Origin of the sequence: Streptococcus halitosis, from assembly GCF_023147855.1 — a bacterium.
Taxonomy (GTDB): domain Bacteria; phylum Bacillota; class Bacilli; order Lactobacillales; family Streptococcaceae; genus Streptococcus; species Streptococcus halitosis_B.
Genome location: NZ_JAHXOP010000001.1, coordinates 291,261 through 314,996 on the forward strand (window position 1 = coordinate 291,261; position 23,736 = coordinate 314,996).

Sequence of the window (23,736 nt, forward strand, 5' to 3'; positions counted from 1 at the left end):
AAAACCTTCCATCTTATTCTTGCAATTTATCAAGATCACAAGCCCTATAACGAGCTGTTAGATAGCCTGAAAAGCTAATCTGAGGGATGTTCCACTCATTAGGCAAATAAATGGAACAATCTACCTGATCTCCAAGAGGAGAACTTGCTGAGAAGACGTATCTTCCCAAATCCTCATTATTAGGATTTCTTTCAACTTGACCCAATCTGCTAGTATTGAACCAGTCTTTAAACAGTAACCAGATTTGCTCGGCATCTTCGTTTAATAGGGAGACTTTCAAGTTGTAGCTGATTCCGACTCTACATCTTTTTTTGAATCCTGACTCATCAGCCTTACAAACTTTTATCGATCCCTTATCATACTGCCAGTTATCACTATCTAATAGGGAAAATTGAACAGATAGATTGTCTTTAAATCCCTGCATAGTATCAAATAAATCTTTGGAGGCAGCTTCGAATAATTCTAGTTCTTCCATAGTCTTCTCTTTAATTTTCATAGCGAATCACATTCCGATTTAATCTGCATCAACCCAGATCTGGTATTTTTGACAATGTAGACATCTAAACAAATAGCCACAGATAGGCCCGTCTTTAACCAAGTAATCTTCTACCTCTTGATATTCTTCACGCGCTTCATAGTCTGCCAAGACTTGCTCAGCGATTCCCATATCCTTTAATTCACGAGTTCCAACTGTACCCAAGTAAGCACAATAATCTTGGCAACAAGAAAGCCAATATTCTCCCTGCCAACTAGAGTAGTCTGGGGTCTGACAAAAAAGCAGCTGATTCTTTTCTGGATCCAATTCACCCTGCCACTCGGCATCTTGGATAAATTCTGCATCGAATTTTTTAGCTGCTTGACCATTTGCAATGCAAGTTGGGCAGAGATGTTCTACCTCTTCAATACTGTAGGGTCTAAGAGCATAATAAACATTGCTTTCTTTCCCACAAGATGGACAAACCTTAGCTTCTCCTTCAACAAATGAACCTGTAGCCAACGGATCTGGATGATAGATAAAATGCGGCAAAGACTGTAATAGCTTCTGCCTATACTTCTTCTTCTCTTTTTTTAGAGGACGAGGAAGGGCAAAACGATTGCCATGACTCTGACTCATTTCTTGTAAACGGCTCAGTTTCTTTATCTGTTTTCGATCAGGTTTGTCTAAGATTTCGGTAAATAAGCTATAGGCACTAGCGTAGAGACCCAATTGTTCATAGAGGTCAACTAAGACTTTCTTCGCCTCTAAATCCTCAGACTTAGCTAATTCATCAGCCAAATCATAGAGTGCCGCAACACTGGAAGAATTTCCATCTTTAGCATGGTATTCCCTTGTCCGGGTGATATATTCTTGTAAATATGGATTCATCTGACCACCTTCCTAATGAATGACATAAAATCTTAACAAATAGTAACTAAGACATTTCCATTGAGCTCCAGAATCTTTTTGTAAAAGTCTTTCATTTTGACAAAGCAGGTTAAAATATCATCCTTGATTTCTTCCTCTTCCTCAAGATAATCCCAAATATCAGGATACAAGTCGGCTTTCTTGCAGGCTTCCATACTAAAGTCTTCCAAGGCTCTGTGCATGTCAAAACTTTCTAGAGCTTCTATGATTTCGGCTATCTTATTTTTTTCAGTATAGGCTATGTACTCAGACACTTCTTCTAAAGGAGTCACTCCTAAAACCGCTTCTCTCAAGGGATTGTCATCCAAAAATTCTGAACTACTAAATCCTGTCAAGACAAAGACCAAGGCATCCCACATTTTGTCAATATCTAGTAAGATATCATGACTATCAGCGGAATCCTCTGCAAAATCTAACAAGTCATCTTCTTGATTGGAAAGACCTTTTATTTGATCTAATTCATCGTCTGGTAAATATTGATAATTGGCAATCATTCCCATGATTTTACTCCTTTGAATCAGTTAGTATTATACGGATCTTTCTAGCTCTATTTCCCTAGAAAATGCTATAATGGAGCTAAGAAATTGTTTTATTGAATGTTAAATAGGGGGGAAATAGTAATGTTCACTAGTATTGTTTTGGGTTTTTATGCTCTTTTCTTTCTATCCTTGTCCTTTACTATCTATCTCTATATCAGACTTGTAGTTGCGGTCAGACAAGGGAAAGATGTCCCAAAATGGATCTATAAACTCGGCCATGCCATTCAAGGTAGAATTCACGTTGACTATGAAGAAATCACAGATGCTAATGCCCTTAAAGAGATTCATTGGTTCTTGCTAATCTATTTAATCGTAAATCTACTGGTATTGGCTGGCTTCTACTATCATGGCAATAGCTTTCCGCAAGCAATTTATGAATGTTTGAAAAAACAATTTTTTATCGTACTTGTTAGTATGGTTTTAAAAAGTATTGGTAAATTTATTGTACTAGCTATAAGAAAAAACTTTCATAACAGTCATGCTTATGCATCAACCAACGCTTTTGTCGGGACAGCCTTTTTAACGAGTTATATTTTTATGTTTTGCATGATGATGAGTGGTCTTCCAGCTCAACCTGTTCCAGTAACCATTCAAGATACCACTGTCATTATCGGGGAGAGCAAGGCTTCCGAGCTTTTAGAGCAAGGTTTCACCTTCGGAGATAAAGGTGCAAATAGTCCTATCACCAATCCAAAAAACGACCATTTCTACTACGGCCAGCTTCTCGAAATCAAGCGTGAAGATCAGTCCTATGGTTTTATGATCCTTACTCCTACTGGCAAAGATACTGATCAACTCAAAAACTGTGTCATTACCTACTATAGAACGCCTAAGGATGCCCATCAATTGCAGGGAATTTCTATCAATCATGTCAGTTTAGCAAATCTCAAGCTCCAAGATTTTCAAACAAGAAAATTAATCGATATCTTTGAAGTCAATCCTGCTGATTACAATGTCGCTGAGACTGACTCAAACTACATCCTAACCATTCAAACGGCAGATTACGACCTCTGGAAAAGATACAGGATTGAAGCCAAGTTCAATTCAGATGGTTCCATAGATAGTTATGGCGTCAGAGCCCAACATAGCATGTGGGAATGATGGAGTGTTAGCTTTAGTCATTAGTAAGCATATAATCAAATAGATGAGCGTTTAGGCGCTCCTACTTGATTTTATGCTTATTCATTTTCTCTTGGAAAATATCTGTAAGAATTTGTCGCAATTCTTGAGCTTCCTTTTCAGGAAGTTGGCCTTCTTGTTCAGCTATAGCATACAATTCCGGATATTCAAGAGAAATTCTCTTAATCGTACGCGTAATTGCATGTTTTCTAACAAAAAATGGAATCCGTTTAATCATATCTTGAGGAATTAAGGCGATAATCTTATCGGCTGTTTCCTTGTCGTTCAGTTTAGAAAAAGTGAGTCCCTTTTTAATCATTTCTTGTTCTTTTTCGGTAAAATCTTGTAATTCCATATATCTACTCCTTATCTTCAACAACTTGTTTTTGTATGAGAGCTATTCTAACTATTCATGAAAATGGTTTATCTAGATACTCACGTGTATGTTTCCCTCTATTAAAAAATTCTTATTCTTTCGGTTGAGAATAGACTTCGATATGCTGACCTAGTACCTTGATTTCTACAGGTAGATTATCGGATTTGTCACCATCAACATCCGTTTCCAATTCACTATCTGAAGAGATTTTTATATGTCGAGCTTTCAGATACTCGATATTATCATTTACGACAACATCCCCTTTTAATAAATCAGGGATAACTGACAATTTAGTAAGAATTGACGCATCTTTTAGAATCAAAATATTAGCATAACCATCCTTGTCTTCATCAAAGATTTTTTTGTCAGCGAAATAATTTGTGAGGAGAACTAAAACATGACTGGCTGGGCCAATGTAATTACCATTATCAGTCTCAACTTTAATGTTAAATGCTTGATCTGTAACCACAGACTTCATGGTATTAATCGCATAGGCGAGCATACCAAACTTTGTTTTATCTTCTATCCCAACGTTGTGGATAGCTTCTGGCAAAGAGCCTATACTAAAGATATAACCAAAATAATTTCCATTTGATTTTCCAATATCAATCTTGTTTGTAGAACTAAAATCAAGCTCGTCAATAGCACTATCAATATCCTGAGAGATTTCTAATAGTTTCGTAATGAGATTTCCAGTTCCCCCTGGGATAATCGCCAGTTTAGGAATATAGTCTTTTTCAGCGATACCAGAAATTACTTCATTGACGGTCCCATCTCCACCAAAAACAAGAACAGCATCATAATGCTCTCGAGAAGCTTCTTCAGCAAAGTTTGTTGCGTCTTGCGCTTTTTCCGTAATTTTAATCTCTACATCATCAAAGTAGTCTCTAGCTTTATTCTCCAGCTTCACCTTATAATCCAGAGCTTTTTCACCTCCAGATGTTGGATTAATAATCACCATAATTTTATTCATTTATTGTTCTCCTGTCATTAGATTTTCTTACTTTAACTAACCATCTCAAGTTTGGTCCATATAAATCTTGATCGCTTGGTATTCCTGCTCTTTAGCATAGGTAAACACCTCTGAAGCTCTAATGTAATCAAAGATATTTTCCTCTAAATCTTCATCCCAGATCGATTCATGAAATATTTCATTCTCTTGACATGCTTCATAGAAAATATCGAGGTGAACCTGATAAAACTCTTCATCTTCATTTGAGGCTTGTCTTACTAAGGATAGTTGAAACATTGGCTTATCAGATATAGCTGTAAATGTCCCTGTTTCAAATAAAATCATCTCATCCTCAATAGGCTCACGACACAAGTCTTCAAAGATTGCTACCATTTCCTCTAAGGGCATCTTATCGGTGATTCTTTCTCTTAAAAATTCAAGTGATTGCTTCATACTTCTCCTCTTTCTAGATGGTTTTCGTTCTTAGAATAATCCTATTAAAAAATTGAATCCCTACACCTTTTATTATACTACATAAACAGAAAAAAAGACCAAACCAGCGGGCCCTTACCTTTGTCTCAGTCTAGATCTTTTTGATAATCGGAAAAACCTCTGTAAGGACGTCTATCCCAAAATTAATTCCCTGTACTTGATAGTGATAGATTGGGGCTAAGCAAAATTTAAAACTCACAGATACAACTTTCATCTCACATTCTTTAGAAATTCTCACGATTAACTTCTTCAAAATAGTCATCCAGATGATGGTAGATTTGCATATCTTCTTCTGAACCATCTTTCAAAACTGCAAATACCTTCACTTTATCATCATTGACAAATACGAAATTATGTTCACCAAAATAAGCCTGATAACCCTTGTCAACTAAGGTCCAAAGTTCATCTTTTGTTAAACCAAAAATATCTTTTTTTACAAGATAGGTTTTCCCGATTTCCATTTTCATGATAGATATTTCTCCTTAAGAAGCTAGATAGTGCTAGATGTTTCTCTTTACTGCTCAATCCGTCTACTAAAGCAGTAGCATACACTCACAAAGAACTTTGGTTGACTATTGAAAATCTTCCATCGCTTCTTTCACATATCCTTCGACATCTTCAATCTCTACAAACAACGGGTCTAAGTGACATAGGAAGTGCCAATCTTCGGTGTCGCGTTTTCTGTAGACAATCGCTTCACCGTCTTCACTTCCGAAAAAGCTTCTGTCGACTTCGTACCCTTTGCTTTCTAAGAAAGCTTTTACCTTGCGGAAGTTTGCTTCTCTGGCTTCGACATAAGCTTTCACTTCATCGTTGTTAACGACATACGCGTCTACTTTTGTAGCTCCTTCGATCACTTTATCGTTTTTAAAGGATAGATTCGAAACCTCTTTCCAAATAATGTCCACATTTTCCTCAGAATTAAACGAAAACCTAGATAAAGGGACAATATTTCCGTTAAAGACAATCTCCATATAATCCGATAGATTTTTTGAATTAAAATATTCCACTTCAAAACCATCTTCGTTTTCTAATGTATACCCAGGGATTTGAGTTACAAATTCCCGTCCTTCTTCTAAAGTCTCAAATAAGACTAAATCCTTTGAATAATTGTTTTGGTACAATTCCAATAGATACATCATTAATCCTTCCAATATTTGGATAGATGATAGTTTTTTAGCAAACTAATATATTTAACACGTGAGGATAGAGATTCAAGCATTCTTTTTTACCAAATAGGATTGATTGCTAAAAATTTCACCAGCTTACCTCCTCTTATCTCATCCTCAATTATAACACGTTTCCACTTACATATCAGATATTTATTATTGGACCAAATAACCTTTTGAAATAGAAAACAAGCTCACCAATTCATCAAGTCTATATTTTTTATGAGATTCTTCATTAATGCTAAAAGCTTTTCAGTTTAAATTTTATTAAAAATCCTTGTTTATGACGTTACGTAATGATGTATAATATATATTAGGAGGTGAGTAATAATGGCAAAATTCAGAGCAATCCCGCAAGGTTTTATGACAATTGGGGAAATCGCAAAGAAAATGGGAGTTACCGTCCGTACTCTTCAATACTACGATAAAGAGGGACTGCTTTCCCCATCAGCAAAAAGCGAGGGAGGACGTAGGCTTTATAGCAATAAAGATTTAGTCATACTCCATCAAATTATATCTTTGAAATCACTTGGTTTTTCTCTTAAGGATATAAAGGGGCGTTTAAATTCTTTGAAAACACCAGATGAAGTTGCAGACGCTCTTACAGAGCAAGAAGATGAGATACGCCAAAAAATAGAACAACTTAAGGATTCTTTATTAGAAATAGAACAGTTAAAAACAGAAGTTTTACAGATGCAAACGGTTAATTTTAAGAAGTATGCTGATATTATTGTTGATCTACAGATGAAGAATGAGTCATACTCTTTAATTAAGCGCTTTGATGATGATACACTCGATTATATACGGAGTTAATTTGACAAAAAAAGTGGCTTTGAATTTATGAATAGGTTGAATAACCTAAGTGATGAAATTGTGCAACTTCAGGAGAAAAACGTACCAGCTGATAGCGAACAATGCTAACAAGTTGTTCAAGAATACTGGGGCTTGATTATGGAGTTTACAAATGGAGATATGACTATGCTTCCGAAGTTGATGGAAGTCGGTAATATTGATACCGCCACTAACGCTTGGGAAGAAAAACAAAAGATCGTTAATGATTATTTAGAGCCAGCTTTGCAAGTTTATTTTTCAAGACTTGGAACCAATCCCTTTGAGGAGGTGTAACCATGAAATACGCAATAGAAGTTCGTGAACTAAATAAAAATTACGGCTGTCATAAGATCTTAAAAGGTTTTAATTTTCAAATCGTAAAAGGAGAAATTTTCGCTTTACTCGGTGTGAATGGAGCTGGGAAAACAACAACACTTGAATGTATCGAAGGACTGAGAAAATATGATGGAGGCACTATTGTTGTAAACGGCAAAATGGGAATTCAACTGCAGTCATCTTCTTTGCCTGCCCATATCAAACCCATGGAAGCGATAAAGCTCTTTGCAAAATGGAATCATACAAAAATTGATGATGATATGCTTAAAGCTCTGGAAATAAAAGAAATTGAGAAGTTACAATACCTGCAATTATCCACGGGACAAAAAAGAAGACTACATCTCACTCTTGCACTTATCGACAATCCCGATATTATTTTCCTCGATGAACCAACAGCGGGACTTGATGTTGAAGCAAGACTATCCCTCCACGAACAAATACGGAATCTCAAATCACAAGGGAAAACAATCATTTTGGCAAGTCATGATATGGCTGAAGTTGAGACCTTATGTGACCGCATTGCTATTTTGAACAGTGGACAGATTGTCTTTTGTAGCACTCCTTCAGAACTGACAGACAAGGTTGGAAGAAGATACTATATCCATTTAAAGACTCAAGAGGGAGTGAAGTCTTTTGAAACGACTAATATTGAGGATACCTTAATTTCATTATTGCAAGAATGCAAGCAGAAAAAAATCCGGATATTGGATATTAAGGTTGATCGTGGCACCTTGGAACAGCATTTCATCAAAATTGCAAGGAGGGAATCAGAATGAACTGTTTTCTATATAGTTTAGTATTACAGTGGAAATTAGATATACGAAGCAAATCTCTCTTGGTTACTTTCTATATTATACCGCTTGTTTTCTTTCTTATAATGGGTGGTATTTTTACTTCCGTTATGCCTGGGATGGGAAGTACGCTCATACAATCTATGATAGTCATGAGTGTCTCAATGGGGGCCTTTCTTGGCTTGCCCCCTTCATTAGTTGAAATTTATGAAAGCGACATTAAAAAAATTTATAATGCAAATGGAGTGCCTATTTATTTAGGATTGCTAACTATGGTTCTCTCGGCTTTTGTCCATTTGATGATGACCAGCATTGTGATCCTGCTACTTGTCCCTATTTTATTTAAAGCAAGTCTACCGACTCAACTTCCATTTTTCTTACTTTCGCTAACCATCTATATTGTTGTATCATTGAGTGTTGGAAGTATACTGGGACTTACTTTAAAAAACCAGGCAAAGCTAACCATGTTAGCTCAACTTGTATTTTTGCCTTCAATTATGCTTTCAGGGATTATGTTTCCAATTAGTTTGCTCCCTGATTTTCTTCAAGTAATAGGCCATGTTTTTCCGGCTTATTGGGGATACCGTTTGATGTTAGATAAAGGGCTTCGACTTGCAAATCTATGGTATTTGATTCTGCTAACTTGTATAGCAGTAATAACATGCATTTTACTAATGAATAAACAAAAATCTGAGTAAATAGCTGAATAAAGCAAAATGGATTAATTACACCATTAATTTAAAAGAAAAAAGTGACGAGTTTATTTGTTATCTCGTCGCTTTGCTGTTTTTCAGTGGTCAAGCTCATGACTTGGTTAAGTTTGTTTCTGCCTTTTCTTCTCAAAAGGTGATAACTCTTTACCCTAGTATTTGCTCAACTTCCTTAATCTTATTTTTCAGAGTTTAATACTGACTAATTAGTATCCGTTATGATATCGAAACTTCTTTCTCCCATCGTCTGAGCACATCTTTTAAAGGCTCATCTAGATAGGTATAGGCTTTGTCTTTAATCCAATCAGGTATACCATAAGCAGCTTCTGCAATACTTCCTGTGATGGCAGCAAGAGTATCACTATCCCCACCAATAGAGATAGCATTTCTGATAGCGTCCTCAAAGTCTGTACTTTCAAGAAAGGCAATGATAGCTTGAGGTACCGTATTCTGGCAAGTTTCATTGAAACGATAAGTAGGACGAATTTCATCTAGTGTTTGAGAAAGATTATATCCATACTCTTGTTCTATATGCTCCTTGATAAGTCTCTTACACTCTGTAGGATTATCGTTGATCGGTTTTCCATAGTCACCACTGTAACCTCCGAAGTAATAACGACACATAAATATAGTATCAGACGTCGCCATAGCTCCTTTGACACCCTCTGGATGGTTATGAGTCACCTCTGCAGAAAGTCGTGCAACTGCTCTTCTGGACGGCCAGACTCCCGTTCGTGCACAGAAACTACAATCCATGGTCCAGGCACATGGAGAAACACGCATTGCTGAGCCATTTCCAAAGCTATTATAAGGTTCTCGATCGTCGCCATCAACCCAATTCCCAAATCTTGCACCGTAACCTGCATCGGGATACATCCTACCATATTTTTTCATGGCGTCAATAAAGTCATCCTTCTGACCGCCATTCATAATAGCTTCTGCAACAGCACAGGTCATAACCGTATCATCAGTGAAAAAACAATTCTCACGAAATAATGGAAAGTCTTTCGTTTTAATATTGTCCCATTCGTAAACTGAACCCACAATGTCTCCAACAATTGCTCCTAGCATGGTATTCCTCCTTACAAACTATTGGTTGAGACTGACATTTCTACTTTTCATACTCGTCTATTCTATCAGCATATTCAGTCAAAAGTTTTTTTGAATAAACTTTTTCTTTCTTTGAGTCTCGAACTTCTTTCCAAAGAATAGAAGCTACTTTTAGTTTATTCGAGTAGTTACCACTATTTTCGTCTGCACAGAAATCCTTTAGAAATTGATTCCATTGACAAACCGAATGATCATACTTGGCATAATCTGAATTTCCATAATAAACTTTTAACATATCTTGAATGGTAAAACTTAAATCATGTTCTCTTTTTACTTTTCTCCAAGCAGTGGCCATATCAGCAGTAAATTTAAAGGGGGAAACACCTGTTAAAGTTGAGAAATATTCTCTAAAGTGTGCGTTAAAGGAGAATCCGCATTCAAGCAAGGGCGTATCTAAGGTAACGACTTCTACTCGTTTCTTTTTCCTTTTTACTGATGATTTTTTAATCAAATTGCCCTTAAAGTACTGCTCAATAATATGATTGAGTTCTTGTTTTGTACCTCTATTTTCAAGTCCTAATGACTTGCATATCTGTGAAAGTTCATCCCGATACCAATAGTATTTATTAAATTCATCAAAGGATATGATTTTATCAAACTCAGGTCTGCTTTCTATCAATATTTCACCTCCTTAAAAACAGTTTAGGTTTTCATCTCAAAATAATGGAGTTTTAGTTTCTTTATTTTGAGGATTAACAATGTTTCACTAACAAACTCACACATTCAGCGTTTCGAACTTATCGTATCATCCGTGAAAAAACAATCCTCACGAAATAAAGAAAAATCCTTCGTTTTGATATTGTTCCATTCGTAAACTGAACCTACAATGTCTCCAACAATTGCTCCTAGCATAAGATTCCTCCTTGTAAGATATCGGGAATTTGACCATCAACTATAGTTTTAAAATTATCTATTAACGAAATTTGTATAATTTATAGGTATTCATCTAATCAAATTATAATTAAAAAACTTTTTTGATTCCACTATGTACTACATCTTCCTATTATACCTAAAACGGAAGTACACCAGCCATCAGCCCTTGAGCAATAAAACATCTATTATTTTGAAAATCTGAAAAATAGGTTTCGCTTATAAAACTGTACAAGTTATCAACGGGTCTATTGTACCAATCCTTGTAAACATAGTCCATATTATATATCAATAAAGCTTGTCCATCTTGACTATAGCCCTTGAAAGTTATCGAAAATGCATCTCTATAACCAATAACTTTATCATTCTTATTTGAATTGTTCCCCTTTCTATATTTCTCAAAATCAATAAGTCGCGTATATTTCATGAGTTTAGATAAGGCTTTTTCGGATAGTTTCTGACTATGTTCAAAAACGATCATTCCAGTATTCCCACACTCTTGGTAGGACAGTTCAGAGTTCATCAGATTACACTCAAAATAACCAAAAATTTCACAACCACAATGAATAATAAATTCAATTTTAGAAAAATATTCCTTAGTCCATGTCATCTTATCTCTCCATTCCTAAGTATGCTAGGAAAAATTGTTCAAAACTCACAAATCTACTCTTAGCCTATTTTAATTTCAGGCATAATACTAAAATATCTCTTACGGCAAAAGCCTTTGTTTCAATACTTTCTTAAGTTCTTTTGTTATAAGATTTTTACGCTTTTACCAGCAAAGCTACACACTCAGCGGTTCGGACTTATCGTATCATTCGTGAAAAAACAATCCTCACAAAATAAAGGAAAATCCTTCGTTTTGATATTGTTCCATTCGTAAACTGAACCTACAATATCTCCAATAATTGCTCCTAACATATATATACCCTCCTTAGAAAATACCCATTATAAATATAGTTTACTTATGAATCAACTCGTACAAGCAGCGCCACACATTCTACATACGCGGTCATAGGGAACATATTCACGGGTTACACGTACTGAGCAATGTACCCGCGTTTTTCGGACGGCTAAGTTGAATCACTTGTTATCACCCTCTAATTGAACCTGTGTATGAGCTAGAAAATCTCCTAGATGCCTTTTATCTTTTCTAAAAATTGCCATTGCCAGTAACAAAAGTGCAAGTAGGGTTGCTAAAGACGAAAGGATAATGGATATTAAATCAAAATCACTATAGACTCCATGAATAGTTCCCATATGCCCTAATTGCCAAGGTAAAAATTTGATGAGATTTCTAATAAAGCTAGCCTGAATTGTTTTTTTCTGATAGACCAAACGAAGCCCTGCTTTTGATTTCCCAAAACTTCCATTTTTTGCATAATCCGAAAATGTGAAATAAAGCATGATTGGTAGGACACTGATAAAAAATGTAAGAGTCTGCGCCTAAAATTCTGTTTGCATTGGCACACCATTAAAAACAAAGTAGTAATAAGTTATAGAGCAAAGAAACAGAATACCCAGGTAAGTTATGATTAAAAGGTAATCAAATAGTAGTTCAGTCATTCTTTTTTTAACCGAAATAAGATTAATTTTCAAAATCTCCATTATTTTATCCTCCTGTCTAAGCTCGTAAAAGCAGTGATACCCCATCAAATAGAAAACTCTCTATCAAATCCTCTAAATAGCCAATCATTACCTTCAATAATGGATATCCTGATTTAAAATTTAAAATATTTTTTTCTTAATAATTCTATTACTCGCCAATATAGTATAAATCAAATAACCAATAAAAATGATAATAAAAATAAGATTAATTTTTAACACAAAATAGAGATTTAACAAATTTGCGAATGCATGAAATAATACACAGTATCCCACAGATTTCGTTTGACGGTAAAGAAGCCCTAAAACAAAACTTAAAAATAATGTATATATAAAAAATAAAATAAAAGGAAATCCTTGATGACTTTCTCCAACTATAAACCATAAAGGCAGATGCCATATTCCCCAAATTGATCCTACAATCAAATTAGATTGCCAATAAGTATATTTTTTATCAAGTAATGGTTGTAATATTCCTCTCCATCCTAATTCTTCATGTCCACCACCAAAAAAAATTAGTTGTATAAAGAATAATGGCATCAGATAAATTGATACTCCGTTTAATTCTAAGGAAGATACAGAAAATAGTATCAAAATTGCTAACATATGATAAATGAAATAAATACTACTATTTTCTATCTTATTAAATAAAAAATGTTTAAATTTTATATTATTACTTTTTAAATAAAAGCCACTTGCAATAGCTGGTCCAAGTGCACCAACTATATGTAATATTCTTCCTATAAATGTCTCTAATCCCCAAATATAAGATTGTGTAAATATGGCAAGAAGCCCCCAAGATATATAAGTAATTCCAAATGTAAAACAAAGATAATTTTTTAAATTCCTTTTATCAATTTCTGTCATTTTTTTCTTCCTAATCTTGATTATTTTATGAATAATATTTTTACTGCTTCTTAGTTGCTATCGATTATAACTACCTATATTCTATCATAAAAACACAAAAAAGCCTTACAATCAAGGCTTTTCACTATTCATTTCGTCAATACTATAGTTTCGTAGATTCAGATTCGCATGATTAAAACTAGTCAATTTTCTCAATAATGTTTCCAAGTCTATCCAATACAAGACAGGAATGATCATTTAGTGGAATTATGGGAACACTGACGAGTTCTTCTGCTCTATCCTTATTAGCTTTATCATTCCAGGAATCATAATGGACACTAATTAAAAACTGACTAAAGAGTCCTAATCCATTTTTTATCTTTATCTGATGATCTGAATTATCATTAGGTGAGACATAGACTTTTTCTCCTAATAATAGGGCTCCTGCAGAAAACCCTATAACTTTTACCCCTTTATTAAGCATATGATCGATATAATTTTTGAACTCCTGATTGACATAAGTAGCTATATATTTTTCCGTATTTCCTCCACCAATGATGATTAGATCAGCATCTAAATAGCCATCAAAATCAATCTGCTCAGTGTCCAAAAGTAAGTAATCAGTGTTTAGATTAGGAAATTGACTTTGGAAAACTTCCGTGTACTTTTTCATATAGGGTTGCCAATTATCTCGAAAAACTGTAAAAATAACAATTCTTTCAATCTTGCTTGATAATACAATTTTATCAATAATGCTATATTTCGTTATTGGGGGATTCCCACCCATCAAAAAAATTTGTTTTTTCAAGTTAACACACTTTCTAAAAATACATAAAGTTTAACAAGTTTATTCACGTTTCTAAATTATAATTTTTTCTTAAAATGAATAATTCTATTTGCCTCCTGAAATCCAATATTGAGATGAAATCTTATAGGATCCGTATTCGTTAAAGTACAGTCACTTGCAAATTCCTTACATCCTTTATTTTTCGCCCATTCCTCACATTTTGTACAGAGATTTTTAGCAATATCCTTTAAACGATATTCCTCGTCGACAATAATCCCTTCTAAGAATCCAACAGGACTATATTTACAACCTTCAACATAATCAAATCTGAGTGAACATAGTGCTAGACCTACAATTGTGTCACCTTCAACTTCAGTAAGGATTGCAGTATTTTTGCCATTCGTATATTTTTTTACTTCATCAAAAGCTTCTTTATCGGTCAATTGGGGCCATAATTGTTTTATTAATTTAGCCGTTTTTATAGAATCTTTTGTTATTCCATCCATATTGATGTTCCTCTGAAAATTACAAGCAAATGTTTCGAATCATGCTGTTACTTTGTTACTCATTGATTGATACCAATACCATCCCCTTCTACTTTTCGACTGTCTCAGATCGGAAGAGCAGAGCCATGCACTCAGCGGTTCGGACTTACCTTATCATTTCGTCGGTTTCCCTCCTCATTCTACGAGTCCTATCTCATGGGCGGAGCATCTACTCCTACTTCGCTGATGCCTCAGCTCGTACAAGCAGTGATACCGCCTCAATATGATGCGTTTGTGGGACTCAAAAGGTTTGGGGGAATCTTTTGAGGATTAACTACGTTTCACTAACAAGCTTACACACTCCACGTGATGCGTCTGCGGAAACAAGTCCACCGGCTGGACTTTCTTCAAGTCATATCCTAACTCTTTGTAGAGCTTGATATCACGCGCCATGGTTGCGATATTGCAGGAGATATAGGCAATGCGGTCAGCTCCAGTTTGGCTACTTGCTTTGATAAAACTTTCGGTCAATCCCTTGCGTGGTGGGTCGACCAAGATAACGGTTGGTTGAATACCTTCCTTGAGCCAATTCTTCATGGCATTCTCAGCTGTGTCGCAGACATAGTGTGCATTTGTAATATTGTTTAATGCAGCATTCTTCTGGCTATTCTCTACTGCTTCTGGAATCACTTCAACACCGTAGACTTCTTTGACATGCTTGGCAACGGATAATCCAATCGTTCCAATCCCAGAATAAGCGTCAATCACCACATCATCTTCTCTTAACTCCGCAAAGTCAATAGCTGTTTGATAAAGTTTTTCTGCCATTTCTGTATTGACCTGGTAAAAGGATGGCCCAGATATTTGAAAGTCATTTCCCAACATCTGATCCGTAATATAGTCTTGACCATAAAGAGTCTTCCACTCCTTGCCGAAAATCGCATTGGTATTTCGGTCATTGATATTTTGCATGACAGACACAATCTTTGGAAACTGCTTGATGAGTTGTTCAATCAACTGTTCCACTCGGAAAATTTTAGGACGTGTAGTCACTAAGATAACCATGATTTGTCCGGAATAGTGCCCGCGACGCACCACAAGATTCCGAATCAAGCCAGACTGTTCCTTTTCATCATAAGGTTTCAAATCATAGCGACGAAGCAAATCTCGAAGAACTACCACAACTTGGTCAATGACAGGATCCTGGATGAAGAAATCTTCAAGGGGCATAAGGTCGTGCGAATTTTTACGGAAAAAACCAGTTTCCAGGACACCATTCACTCGACGAACGGGCACCTGCGCCTTATTTCGATACTTGACTGGATGTTCCATATCAAGCGTTTCAGCAACATCTACATCTCTAATGCCAGCAATCTTGTAGAAACTGTCTTTGACTTGCTTGGTTTTGAACTTGAGCTGCTCTGGATAGGCAAGGTGCCCCAAGTCAGCGATACCTGAACGCAGATAAGCTAGGTCAAGGTCTTGGTTACGATGTGAAGAATGTGTAAGGTATTCTTCAACTTTCCCGTAGCCAATCTTTTTATTGACCTTAAGGACTCGCATGAGAATTTTCTCAGTTGGTAAAGCATTTTCTACAAAGAAAACCAAACCATCTACCTTAGCAACCCCAGCACCTTCATGGGTCAAATCGACAATTTCAACTTCTACAATATCATTTTTCTTTAACATATTTTTCACTTTCTATCGGCCGACAAAAAAAGACGGCAACATTTCTGTTACCATCTATTATATCATGAAATGACCTAAGCACCAAAACTCTTGAAGAAGTTGACAATGGCTTGCCAAAGAGAGCTAAAGAAGTTGCCCCCCTCTTCTAGCGCTTTATTGGCATCAAAGTTGAGGTTGATATTTTTAAAGCTATCTCCAGCTTGGGATACAATGCTTTCCTTGAGGTCGTTTAGGGTTTTAGTGAAATCAGCATTGTTCAAAATGTCACTCTTTGAGAGATTAAGTGCAAAATTGATGATGATATTGACCTGGTTTCCTGTTATAACCTGATCGAGTTTGTAGTTTTTTAGAGTGTCTTCAACGATTTTGCGAACATCTTCCTCTGTCAGATTTCCTTTGGCTTCTTTTGCCTTTGCGATTCCTGCCTTGATATCTGTCATGGCCGCATTTAGCTTATTGGCATCGTAACCTGACTTGTCCTTATTTTCAGCATTGATATCGGACAAGGCTTTTAGCTCCTCTTGAGCTAGATCTTTATTGGCTTGCGGAACTTTAGCACCATTGGCCTCTAACGAGTAGTAAATCCCAGCAAGGGCGCTCTCACCTGTAACTGGAATAGGAGCTGCAACTGTGATTTTGGCATGCTCCACTCCCAGCGTCACTGCTGCGTTACGGTACATATCCTGCGTCACCTTGGTGATATTTTCAGGCGTTTCAATCTTGACTTCTAGAGGTGATTTGTCACCCAGCTTTTGAATCTTAGCCGACGAATAGAGCTGTAGGCTAGCATCATTAGCCACATTCATAATTTTCGAATAGATATCAGGGGTCATAGTTTTGATATCTTTAGTGTCTTTTGATGCATCATAGCCAAGTTTGCTAAGAGTTTGATTCTTCTGGTCTTCAGTTAGCGAAGAGCCAAGAACATATTCAGGTTGTACATAGGTTTCATCGATTACTTTTTGAACATCTGTTGCTGCGTGGACACTCGTCATAGCTGTTGCTGCCCACAAAACTGCAGCGCTTGTTAGAAAGAGTTTCTTTCTCATAGGGTATTCCCTCCTTTACCTTTCTAGGGTAATAAAACATTCTTAAAGAAAGCTTATAGCGAAAAACATCTGGTCAAACCAGATGCTTAAAAGAAATTAAAGAATTTCATGATGTACAAGTTAAAGCGTACCTGTCTCGAGTAGTAATAATTTCCACCATTCTCATAGAGTTCAGCTCCGTGAAAGATAGAAATAGGGTGAATATAACTATAGGTCTTTCCAGTGGTATTGCCAAGGATTGGGGCAACAGTCTCACGGGAATAACGCTTGGCCAGCGCTAGTGTATTTTTCTTGCCATTCTGAGCGATAAAGTCTATATAGGCAGGTCCAAAATTATAGGCTTGAACGGCAGTCCAGATATCTACCCCCTTGCTCTGAGCCAGATAGAGGTTATCTGTTAGAGTTTGAACCCCTTGACGAATACTGGAGGCATTGTCATTGATAGTGTTGGTTGAGCCACTTGCAGACTCACTAGACTGCATGACATCCCCTTCTTTTCCTTTTGTTTCGGTATAAATCATGGCAAGCACCAACTCTTCATTGGCTGGAGTATCTCTTTCGCTCAAGATTTCTCGAACCATGGGTTGGTAGGTCATGACTTGTTTAACATCCTGATGGATATGATAAGCTTTGTATCCTGCGAAAAGGAAGACTGCTAGCACAAGCACTCTTCTTATAAATTTAAACATTATTTACTTTGAATATCCTCGATATTTTTGATTAAGATAGAATAGGTTCCATTGTCATTTTGGATAAACTCAACAGACTCCGCATCTTGGTAGACGTTATTGGGAACGATGAGCTCTATTCCATTTGACAAGGAGAGTTTTTGGTTTTCAAATTTCTTGAGCTGACGACTGGCATCAATTTCATCGAACTGGACTGGTTCTGGTACGGCTTCCTTGACTTGGTCGATAAAGCTCAAACGAGCTGTCAGATTGTTGTCAAAAAGGTCATTAGCCAATTTTTCAGGTGACAGTTCATTGCTTTCTTCCAGATTGTTGAAAATCGCTGATTTGACCTTGGATTGGAATTGAAAATCATCTGTGTTAAAGGACTCTGCAATTCTCTGAGCCGTTTTTTCCAATTCCTTGATGGATTTCTTTGGTGAAATCTTGGGAGTAACAGCTAGGAGATTTTCTGAAAAATAATTCAAGAAAGTCCCATTATACTTGATGCGTTTTTCGATGAGATGGTACTTGCGACTTTGAAGATTGACCACCAAAGCCTCGTCAGCCCCCGTTCCAAATCCAGGAAGGTTATTCTGAGTTAGCTTGATTGGATTATCAACTTCTCCACCAAGGTGAGTCAAGGTCTCACGTAGAGCAATTCGCAAAAAAGCGAAATGTTCAACGCCTTCTTTAGAAAACTGAACAAAAATCAAGTCATTGGTCTTGAGATTTTCAGAAATGCTAAACTCCTCTTTCCAGAGATTAGCCAGTGTTACTGATGTCTCCAACAAATCATCCGTGATATGATTGAAGAAGGGATTTTCTTCTTCGAAAATCCCAGTCTTGGCTTCATCTGAATACACGCGTTTGATTTTTTTGCGTAGGTATTCCTCGATTTTTGGAGTGATATTGAGAAATTTATCCGCTAGAAACAGCTCGGTATCATCTGGGCTGAACTGATGGATAATAGCTTTCTTAATATAAATGTCCATAAAAGTTTTAGTCCTCGTATAATGGGAAGGCATCTGTCAACGCTTTTACTTCACTTCTCACTTCTTCTAAGACAGCTTCATTTTCTGCATTCTTAAGGGTTTTAATGATGAGTTCAGCCACTTTACGGCTTTCTTCTTCACCAAATCCACGTGCAGTGATGGCTGCAGATCCGATACGAATCCCACTTGTCTTGAATGGTGACAAGGTTTCGTATGGGATTGAGTTTTTATTTAGGGTAATATTAACTTCATCTAAAAAGTTTTGAGCAACTTTTCCGTTTTCTACAACCTTAGTCACATCAACAAGGAAGAGGTGATTTTCAGTACCACCTGAGATGATACGGAAATCAGGATCTTGCAAGAAGACTTCAACCATAGCCTTGCTGTTTTTGATGACATTAGCAGCATATTCCTTGAAGGCTGGATCCAAAACTTCTTTGAATGAAACCGCCTTAGCAGCGACAACATGCTCCAAAGGACCACCTTGAATACCAGGGAAAATAGCTGAGTTGATTTTCTTAGCAAGTTCTTCGTCATTGGTCAAAATCAAGCCACCACGAGGTCCACGAAGAGTTTTGTGGGTCGTTGTTGTAGTGATATGAGCGTATGGCACTGGGCTTGGGTGAAGTCCGGCTGCCACCAAACCAGCGATATGGGCCATATCTACCATAAGCTTAGCCCCAACAGCATCTGCGATTTCACGGAATTTTGAGAAGTCGATAATTTGAGAATAGGCTGAAGCACCAGCTACAATTAATTTTGGTTTTACTTCTTGGGCTTGTTTCAAGATAGCATCAAAGTCCAAAAGTTCCGTTTCAGGATTCACACTATAAGAAACAAAGTTGTAGGTTTGACCAGAGAAGCTAACTGGAGCTCCGTGGGTCAAGTGTCCACCTGCTGCCAAATCCATTCCCATTACAGTGTCACCAGGCTCAATCAAAGCCATATATGCTGCACAGTTGGCTTGGCTTCCTGAGTGAGGTTGGACATTGGCGAATTTAGCACCGAAAATTTCTTTTGCACGTTCAATAGCTAGAGTTTCTACCACGTCTACTACATCGGTTCCACCATAATAACGACGTCCTGGGTAACCCTCGGCATATTTGTTTGTCAAGATAGACCCTTGAGCTGCCATAACAGCCTTGGAAACCACGTTTTCCGAAGCAATCAACTCGATATTGTTTTGTTGGCGTTCTTCTTCTTTGGCAATAGCATTCCAGAGATCAGCATCGTATGCTTTAAAATCATCTTTGTCAAAAATCATAGGTCTTCTCCTTTATAGTGTGACAGGTCCTTTAGTGTAAGAAAAAAAAACTAAAAGATGCGAATAAACCGTTTCTGCACTTTATCACAAGTATAACCAACTTTTTCATAAAATGCATGAGCTCCCAGACGATGATCAGCAGAGTTTAAGCGGATAAACTCATAGCCCCGTCTTTTTGCTTCTTGATCCAACCCTTGCAGTAAGCTTTTACCGACACCTCGTCCTTGTGCTTGAGGCGAAACCGCTAAGCCTAAGATATTAAAGCCTGCTTTGGAATAGAGGGATTCATAAACTTCAGCATGGACATATCCAAGTAGGACATGGCTGACCTCATCCTCATAGCCAAGTAGGAAATGATGGGAATCCTGAGATAATCTAGCTAGTTGACTAGCTGTGTCCTCTGGACTAAAAGAATAGCCCAAAGCCTCTTGGTTAATCTCACATATAGCATTCACATCTGTTTCTTGCAAATCTCTTAGCATCTCATTCCTCCTCAAAAGAAATCTCTGGCAACCGAGCAAGAATATCTTCTCGCTTAATCGCCCCTTGGCGTAAGATTTTCACCTCGTCTCCAGACAAATCCAAAATAGTCGAATCCTGTCCAGTTAGAAAAGCGTCATCCTCCAGCCCCAAAACCTCTTGGTCAAAATCCTCTAGAATTTGAGCAAAGGTCACTCCACTCGCCTGACCCGAGATATTGGCAGACGGCCCAATCAAAGGACCTGTCTCTCGAATCAAATCAAGTGTAATGGGGTGACTCGGCATCCGAAATCCGACAGTTGCAAGACCAGAGTTGACCCAATAGGGAACTCGGTCATTGGCTTCGAGGATAATGGTCAAGGGACCCGGTAAAAAGGCCTCTACAAGCTTTTGTAGATAAGTTGGCTGATTCTTTGAAAAGTGCAAGATGTCCTCTAGAGAAGCGACATTAAGATTGAGTGCCTTATCTCTAGGACGACGTTTGAGTTGGTAAACATGGTCGACAGCTTTTTCGTCTAGAGCTTTGGCAAAGAGACCATAAACTGTCTCGGTAGGTAAAACGACTGCTCCGCCCTTTTCCAACTCTTGTCTAATCCTGTCCATCATCAACTACAACCATCCTATCTTGACCAAATTGGTCCTTGAGTGTTCGTACTCGTTTTTCAGGAAGATGTTTCCTAAAAAGCGCAGGAACACTTTGACCTTGCTTATATCCAATTTCAAGGTAAATCTTACCACCATCTTTGAGATAGTCTTTTGCATCTTCCGCAATTCTGCGATAAATAGCTAGGCCATCCTCATCTGCAAAGAGAGCTATATAAGGTTCCGAATGCAAAACATTCAAACCGACCTCTGACTCATCTTCACGAGAGATATAGGGTGGATTGGATACAATTATATCATATTTTTCAGAAATTTCTGCAAAACAATCAGATTTTTTAAAAAATATATTAAGATTTTGATTTCTAGCATTCTCTGATGCAAGCTCTAAGGCGTCTTGGGAAATATCTGCTGCTGTCACTGACCAATCTGGTCTGTTTTTAGCTAATCCAAGGGCTATGGCACCACTTCCAGTCCCGATATCTAGAATCTTAAGACTTTCCTCAGGATTTTCAGCAAGGATAAGCTCAACCAACTCCTCTGTCTCAGGACGAGGAATCAAAACCCGCTCATCCACTTTTAACTGCATTCCAAAGAAATCTGCGTGACCAATGATATACTGAGCTGGTTTGTGAGCCACTAACTGCTGGTAAATTTCTTCTACAAATTGTTTTTCTTCCTCTGTTACCTCTTGTTGAAGAGCAAAGACAAAGTCCGTAAAAGAGAGATTTTTTAAGCTACGATAGACAAAAGAGAGGCTTTCTGCTTCCTCTCCTTGTCTTATCAACTCTTCTTCAAAATCTGAAAATAATTGAGCTAATTTCATTATTTGTTTAATTCTTCTAATTTTTGTGTTTGGTCATAAAGAACCAAGGCATCCACAACTTCATCCAATTTACCAGACAAAATGGTATCTAGTTTTTGGAGAGTCAAGCCAATACGGTGGTCTGTGACACGGTTTTGTGGGAAATTGTAAGTACGGATACGTTCAGAACGGTCACCAGTACCGATAGTAGACTTACGTTCAGCGTCTTGTTCATCTTGAGCAATCTGAGCAAAATGGTCAGCAACACGGGCACGGATGATTTTCATGGCCTTCTCACGGTTTTTCTGCTGGGTACGTTCTTCCTGCATCTCAACCTTGATATTGGTTGGCAAGTGAACGATACGAACGGCAGTCGCAACCTTATTGACGTTCTGTCCACCAGCACCTGATGCGTGGTAGATATCAACACGAAGGTCTTTTGGATCAATATCGTATTCTACTTCTTCCACTTCAGGCATGACAAGAACTGTGGCAGTTGATGTATGGACACGGCCTTGGCTTTCTGTCACAGGGACACGTTGCACACGGTGAGCACCAGACTCATACTTGAGTTTAGAGTAAACGGATTGCCCTGAAACCATGGCCACTACTTCTTTGAAACCACCGACACCGTTCATAGAGGCTTCCATGACTTCAAAGCGCCAACCTTGGGCTTCCGCATACTTTTGGTACATAGTTAACAAATCTCCAGCGAAAAGTGCTGCTTCGTCCCCACCGGCTGCTCCACGGATTTCAAGGATGATGTTCTTATCATCGTTTGGATCCTTTGGAAGGAGCAAGATTTTGAGTTTTTCTTCGTATTCTTCTTTTTCAGCCTTGGCATCTTTGAGTTCTTGCTTGGCCATTTCCTCCAAGTCCGCATCTCCACCTGATTCCTTAATCATCTCTTCGGCGTCAACGATGTTTTGAAGGACTTGTTTGTACTCACGGTAGGCTGTTACCGTATCACGAGTTGAAGCTTCTTCTTTTGAAAGCTCCATGAAACGTTTGGTGTCAGACACTACATCTGGGTCACTGAGCAATTCTCCTAATTCTTCATAACGGTCTTCTACAGCTTGTAGTTGATCATAGATGTTCATTTTTCTTCATTCTCCTTATTGATTTCAGGCGCAAAATAATGTTTTCGGCAGACTGAGATATAGGTTTCATTTCCACCGATCTGAATTTGTTCGCCATCATAGACTGGCACACCATCTTGCGTACGCAACACCATAGTCGCCTTTTTCTTACAGTACTGACAGATAGTCTTGATTTCTTCAATCTTGTCTGCTAAGAGCAAGAGGTATTTTGAACCTTCGAACAATTCATTGCGAAAGTCATTCTTCAAACCAAAAGCCATGACAGGTATGTCTAGCTCGTCCACAACACGAGCTAGGTCGTAAACATGGTGACGCTTGAGAAACTGGGCCTCATCGACTAGCACACAGTATGGTTTCTCAGGTAAGTCTCGGATATAACCAAAGATATCCGTCGTTTCCTCAATCGCAATGGCTGGGCGTTTCATACCGATTCGACTAGATACATAGCCAACACCGTCACGCGTATCCAGAGCAGAAGTCATAATCACAACTCCCTTTCCTTGCTCCTCGTAGTTATAGGCCACCTTGAGAATCTCAATCGTCTTACCAGAGTTCATGGTCCCATAACGATAATACAACTGTGCCATGCTTCTAATTCACGTCCATTTCTAAATTTTTGCTACATTCTAGTATATCATAATTTTCTGAAGCTTTAAACGGCAA

The 23,736-nt window shown here is 37.5% G+C and carries 31 protein-coding genes and 1 pseudogene; 5 read left to right on the forward strand and 27 right to left on the reverse strand.

What is annotated here, in order from left to right:
- Positions 1-13: 13 nt before the first annotated feature.
- The 3 genes from KZX55_RS01410 to KZX55_RS01420 are packed head-to-tail and all read right to left on the reverse strand — an operon-like array spanning position 14 to position 1,905.
- Positions 14-496, reverse strand: a complete 483-nt coding sequence (locus tag KZX55_RS01410) for a hypothetical protein (RefSeq protein ID WP_002877272.1) — start codon at positions 494-496, stop codon at positions 14-16.
- An 18-nt stretch (positions 497-514) separates the two neighbouring features.
- A complete protein-coding gene (locus tag KZX55_RS01415; RefSeq protein ID WP_248023130.1) occupies positions 515-1,366 on the reverse strand; it encodes a CbrC family protein in 852 nt (283 codons plus the stop codon).
- A gap of 32 nt (positions 1,367-1,398) precedes the next feature.
- The gene (locus tag KZX55_RS01420; RefSeq protein WP_248023131.1) at positions 1,399-1,905 is read right to left on the reverse strand and encodes a YfbM family protein; all 507 of its coding nucleotides are present in this window, start codon (positions 1,903-1,905) and stop codon (positions 1,399-1,401) included.
- A gap of 120 nt (positions 1,906-2,025) precedes the next feature.
- Between KZX55_RS01420 and KZX55_RS01425 the strand changes: the two genes are divergently transcribed.
- A complete protein-coding gene (locus tag KZX55_RS01425; RefSeq protein ID WP_248023133.1) occupies positions 2,026-3,045 on the forward strand; it encodes a hypothetical protein in 1,020 nt (339 codons plus the stop codon).
- 61 nt (positions 3,046-3,106) lie between these two features.
- Here KZX55_RS01425 and KZX55_RS01430 read toward each other — a convergent pair whose 3' ends face one another.
- From KZX55_RS01430 to KZX55_RS01450, 5 genes are all read right to left on the reverse strand, one after another.
- Positions 3,107-3,418 (reverse strand): hypothetical protein, encoded by a 312-nt coding sequence (locus KZX55_RS01430; RefSeq protein WP_248023134.1) that lies wholly within the window; start codon positions 3,416-3,418, stop codon positions 3,107-3,109.
- 112 nt (positions 3,419-3,530) lie between these two features.
- Positions 3,531-4,412 carry a diacylglycerol/lipid kinase family protein gene (locus KZX55_RS01435; RefSeq protein WP_248023136.1) on the reverse strand — a complete coding sequence of 294 codons (882 nt, stop codon included), beginning with the start codon at positions 4,410-4,412 and terminating at the stop codon, positions 3,531-3,533.
- A 45-nt stretch (positions 4,413-4,457) separates the two neighbouring features.
- Positions 4,458-4,844 carry a hypothetical protein gene (locus tag KZX55_RS01440; protein WP_248023137.1) on the reverse strand — a complete coding sequence of 129 codons (387 nt, stop codon included), beginning with the start codon at positions 4,842-4,844 and terminating at the stop codon, positions 4,458-4,460.
- A 263-nt stretch (positions 4,845-5,107) separates the two neighbouring features.
- Positions 5,108-5,350 carry a hypothetical protein gene (locus tag KZX55_RS01445; protein WP_000781504.1) on the reverse strand — a complete coding sequence of 81 codons (243 nt, stop codon included), beginning with the start codon at positions 5,348-5,350 and terminating at the stop codon, positions 5,108-5,110.
- Between the two features lie 105 nt (positions 5,351-5,455).
- The gene (locus KZX55_RS01450; protein ID WP_248025030.1) at positions 5,456-6,022 is read right to left on the reverse strand and encodes a hypothetical protein; all 567 of its coding nucleotides are present in this window, start codon (positions 6,020-6,022) and stop codon (positions 5,456-5,458) included.
- A 360-nt stretch (positions 6,023-6,382) separates the two neighbouring features.
- Between KZX55_RS01450 and KZX55_RS09195 the strand changes: the two genes are divergently transcribed.
- From KZX55_RS09195 to KZX55_RS01470, 4 genes are all read left to right on the forward strand, one after another.
- Positions 6,383-6,865 carry a MerR family transcriptional regulator gene (locus KZX55_RS09195; RefSeq protein WP_248023138.1) on the forward strand — a complete coding sequence of 161 codons (483 nt, stop codon included), beginning with the start codon at positions 6,383-6,385 and terminating at the stop codon, positions 6,863-6,865.
- 165 nt (positions 6,866-7,030) lie between these two features.
- On the forward strand, positions 7,031-7,177 hold the full coding sequence (locus KZX55_RS09200; RefSeq protein WP_248023139.1) for a hypothetical protein: 147 nt from the start codon (positions 7,031-7,033) through the stop codon (positions 7,175-7,177).
- A 2-nt stretch (positions 7,178-7,179) separates the two neighbouring features.
- A complete protein-coding gene (locus KZX55_RS01465) occupies positions 7,180-7,995 on the forward strand; it encodes an ABC transporter ATP-binding protein (protein WP_248023140.1) in 816 nt (271 codons plus the stop codon).
- Positions 7,992-8,708, forward strand: coding sequence for an ABC transporter permease (locus tag KZX55_RS01470; protein WP_248023141.1), 717 nt, complete (start codon positions 7,992-7,994; stop codon positions 8,706-8,708). Before KZX55_RS01465 ends, KZX55_RS01470 begins: the two co-directional genes overlap by 4 nt.
- A 228-nt stretch (positions 8,709-8,936) precedes the next feature.
- Here KZX55_RS01470 and KZX55_RS01475 read toward each other — a convergent pair whose 3' ends face one another.
- The 19 genes and pseudogenes from KZX55_RS01475 to KZX55_RS01565 all read right to left on the reverse strand — a co-directional run bounded on the left by KZX55_RS01475 (position 8,937) and on the right by KZX55_RS01565 (position 23,660).
- Positions 8,937-9,791: an ADP-ribosylglycohydrolase family protein gene (locus KZX55_RS01475; protein ID WP_109290007.1), complete on the reverse strand. Its 855-nt coding sequence runs from the start codon at positions 9,789-9,791 to the stop codon at positions 8,937-8,939.
- Between the two features lie 40 nt (positions 9,792-9,831).
- Entirely contained in the window at positions 9,832-10,449 is a 618-nt protein-coding gene (locus KZX55_RS01480) for an SAP domain-containing protein (RefSeq protein ID WP_248023142.1), read from the reverse strand.
- Positions 10,450-10,553: 104 nt separating this feature from the next.
- Positions 10,554-10,682, reverse strand: a complete 129-nt coding sequence (locus KZX55_RS01485; RefSeq protein WP_248023143.1) for an ADP-ribosylglycohydrolase — start codon at positions 10,680-10,682, stop codon at positions 10,554-10,556.
- 157 nt (positions 10,683-10,839) lie between these two features.
- Complete coding sequence (locus KZX55_RS01490) at positions 10,840-11,310, reverse strand: hypothetical protein (RefSeq protein ID WP_223331462.1); 471 nt, start codon at positions 11,308-11,310, stop codon at positions 10,840-10,842.
- Between the two features lie 182 nt (positions 11,311-11,492).
- Entirely contained in the window at positions 11,493-11,621 is a 129-nt protein-coding gene (locus KZX55_RS01495; RefSeq protein ID WP_248023144.1) for an ADP-ribosylglycohydrolase, read from the reverse strand.
- Between the two features lie 162 nt (positions 11,622-11,783).
- A pseudogene (locus KZX55_RS01500) lies at positions 11,784-12,308 on the reverse strand (RDD family protein).
- Between the two features lie 120 nt (positions 12,309-12,428).
- Positions 12,429-13,172 carry a CPBP family intramembrane glutamic endopeptidase gene (locus KZX55_RS01505; protein ID WP_248023145.1) on the reverse strand — a complete coding sequence of 248 codons (744 nt, stop codon included), beginning with the start codon at positions 13,170-13,172 and terminating at the stop codon, positions 12,429-12,431.
- Between the two features lie 178 nt (positions 13,173-13,350).
- Complete coding sequence (locus tag KZX55_RS01510; RefSeq protein ID WP_248023147.1) at positions 13,351-13,959, reverse strand: Type 1 glutamine amidotransferase-like domain-containing protein; 609 nt, start codon at positions 13,957-13,959, stop codon at positions 13,351-13,353.
- Positions 13,960-14,015: 56 nt separating this feature from the next.
- Positions 14,016-14,444, reverse strand: a complete 429-nt coding sequence (aac(6'), locus tag KZX55_RS01515; protein WP_248023151.1) for an aminoglycoside 6'-N-acetyltransferase — start codon at positions 14,442-14,444, stop codon at positions 14,016-14,018.
- A 309-nt stretch (positions 14,445-14,753) separates the two neighbouring features.
- Entirely contained in the window at positions 14,754-16,112 is a 1,359-nt protein-coding gene (rlmD, locus tag KZX55_RS01520) for a 23S rRNA (uracil(1939)-C(5))-methyltransferase RlmD (protein ID WP_248023154.1), read from the reverse strand.
- A gap of 74 nt (positions 16,113-16,186) precedes the next feature.
- Complete coding sequence (locus KZX55_RS01525; RefSeq protein WP_248023156.1) at positions 16,187-17,161, reverse strand: DUF1002 domain-containing protein; 975 nt, start codon at positions 17,159-17,161, stop codon at positions 16,187-16,189.
- An 86-nt stretch (positions 17,162-17,247) separates the two neighbouring features.
- On the reverse strand, positions 17,248-17,850 hold the full coding sequence (locus KZX55_RS01530) for a lysozyme family protein (protein WP_248023158.1): 603 nt from the start codon (positions 17,848-17,850) through the stop codon (positions 17,248-17,250).
- Positions 17,850-18,824, reverse strand: coding sequence for a nucleoid-associated protein (locus KZX55_RS01535; protein WP_248023160.1), 975 nt, complete (start codon positions 18,822-18,824; stop codon positions 17,850-17,852). The genes KZX55_RS01530 and KZX55_RS01535 overlap by 1 nt, the downstream gene beginning before the upstream one ends.
- A gap of 7 nt (positions 18,825-18,831) precedes the next feature.
- Entirely contained in the window at positions 18,832-20,088 is a 1,257-nt protein-coding gene (gene glyA, locus KZX55_RS01540) for a serine hydroxymethyltransferase (protein ID WP_248023161.1), read from the reverse strand.
- Positions 20,089-20,138: 50 nt separating this feature from the next.
- A complete protein-coding gene (locus KZX55_RS01545) occupies positions 20,139-20,570 on the reverse strand; it encodes a GNAT family N-acetyltransferase (RefSeq protein WP_248023162.1) in 432 nt (143 codons plus the stop codon).
- Position 20,571: 1 nt separating this feature from the next.
- A complete protein-coding gene (locus tag KZX55_RS01550) occupies positions 20,572-21,174 on the reverse strand; it encodes an L-threonylcarbamoyladenylate synthase (RefSeq protein WP_248023164.1) in 603 nt (200 codons plus the stop codon).
- The gene (gene prmC, locus KZX55_RS01555; protein ID WP_248023166.1) at positions 21,158-21,994 is read right to left on the reverse strand and encodes a peptide chain release factor N(5)-glutamine methyltransferase; all 837 of its coding nucleotides are present in this window, start codon (positions 21,992-21,994) and stop codon (positions 21,158-21,160) included. Before prmC ends, KZX55_RS01550 begins: the two co-directional genes overlap by 17 nt.
- A complete protein-coding gene (gene prfA, locus KZX55_RS01560) occupies positions 21,994-23,073 on the reverse strand; it encodes a peptide chain release factor 1 (RefSeq protein ID WP_001028815.1) in 1,080 nt (359 codons plus the stop codon). Before prfA ends, prmC begins: the two co-directional genes overlap by 1 nt.
- Positions 23,070-23,660 carry a thymidine kinase gene (locus KZX55_RS01565; RefSeq protein ID WP_000068129.1) on the reverse strand — a complete coding sequence of 197 codons (591 nt, stop codon included), beginning with the start codon at positions 23,658-23,660 and terminating at the stop codon, positions 23,070-23,072. The genes prfA and KZX55_RS01565 overlap by 4 nt, the downstream gene beginning before the upstream one ends.
- Between the last annotated feature and the right edge of the window lie 76 nt (positions 23,661-23,736).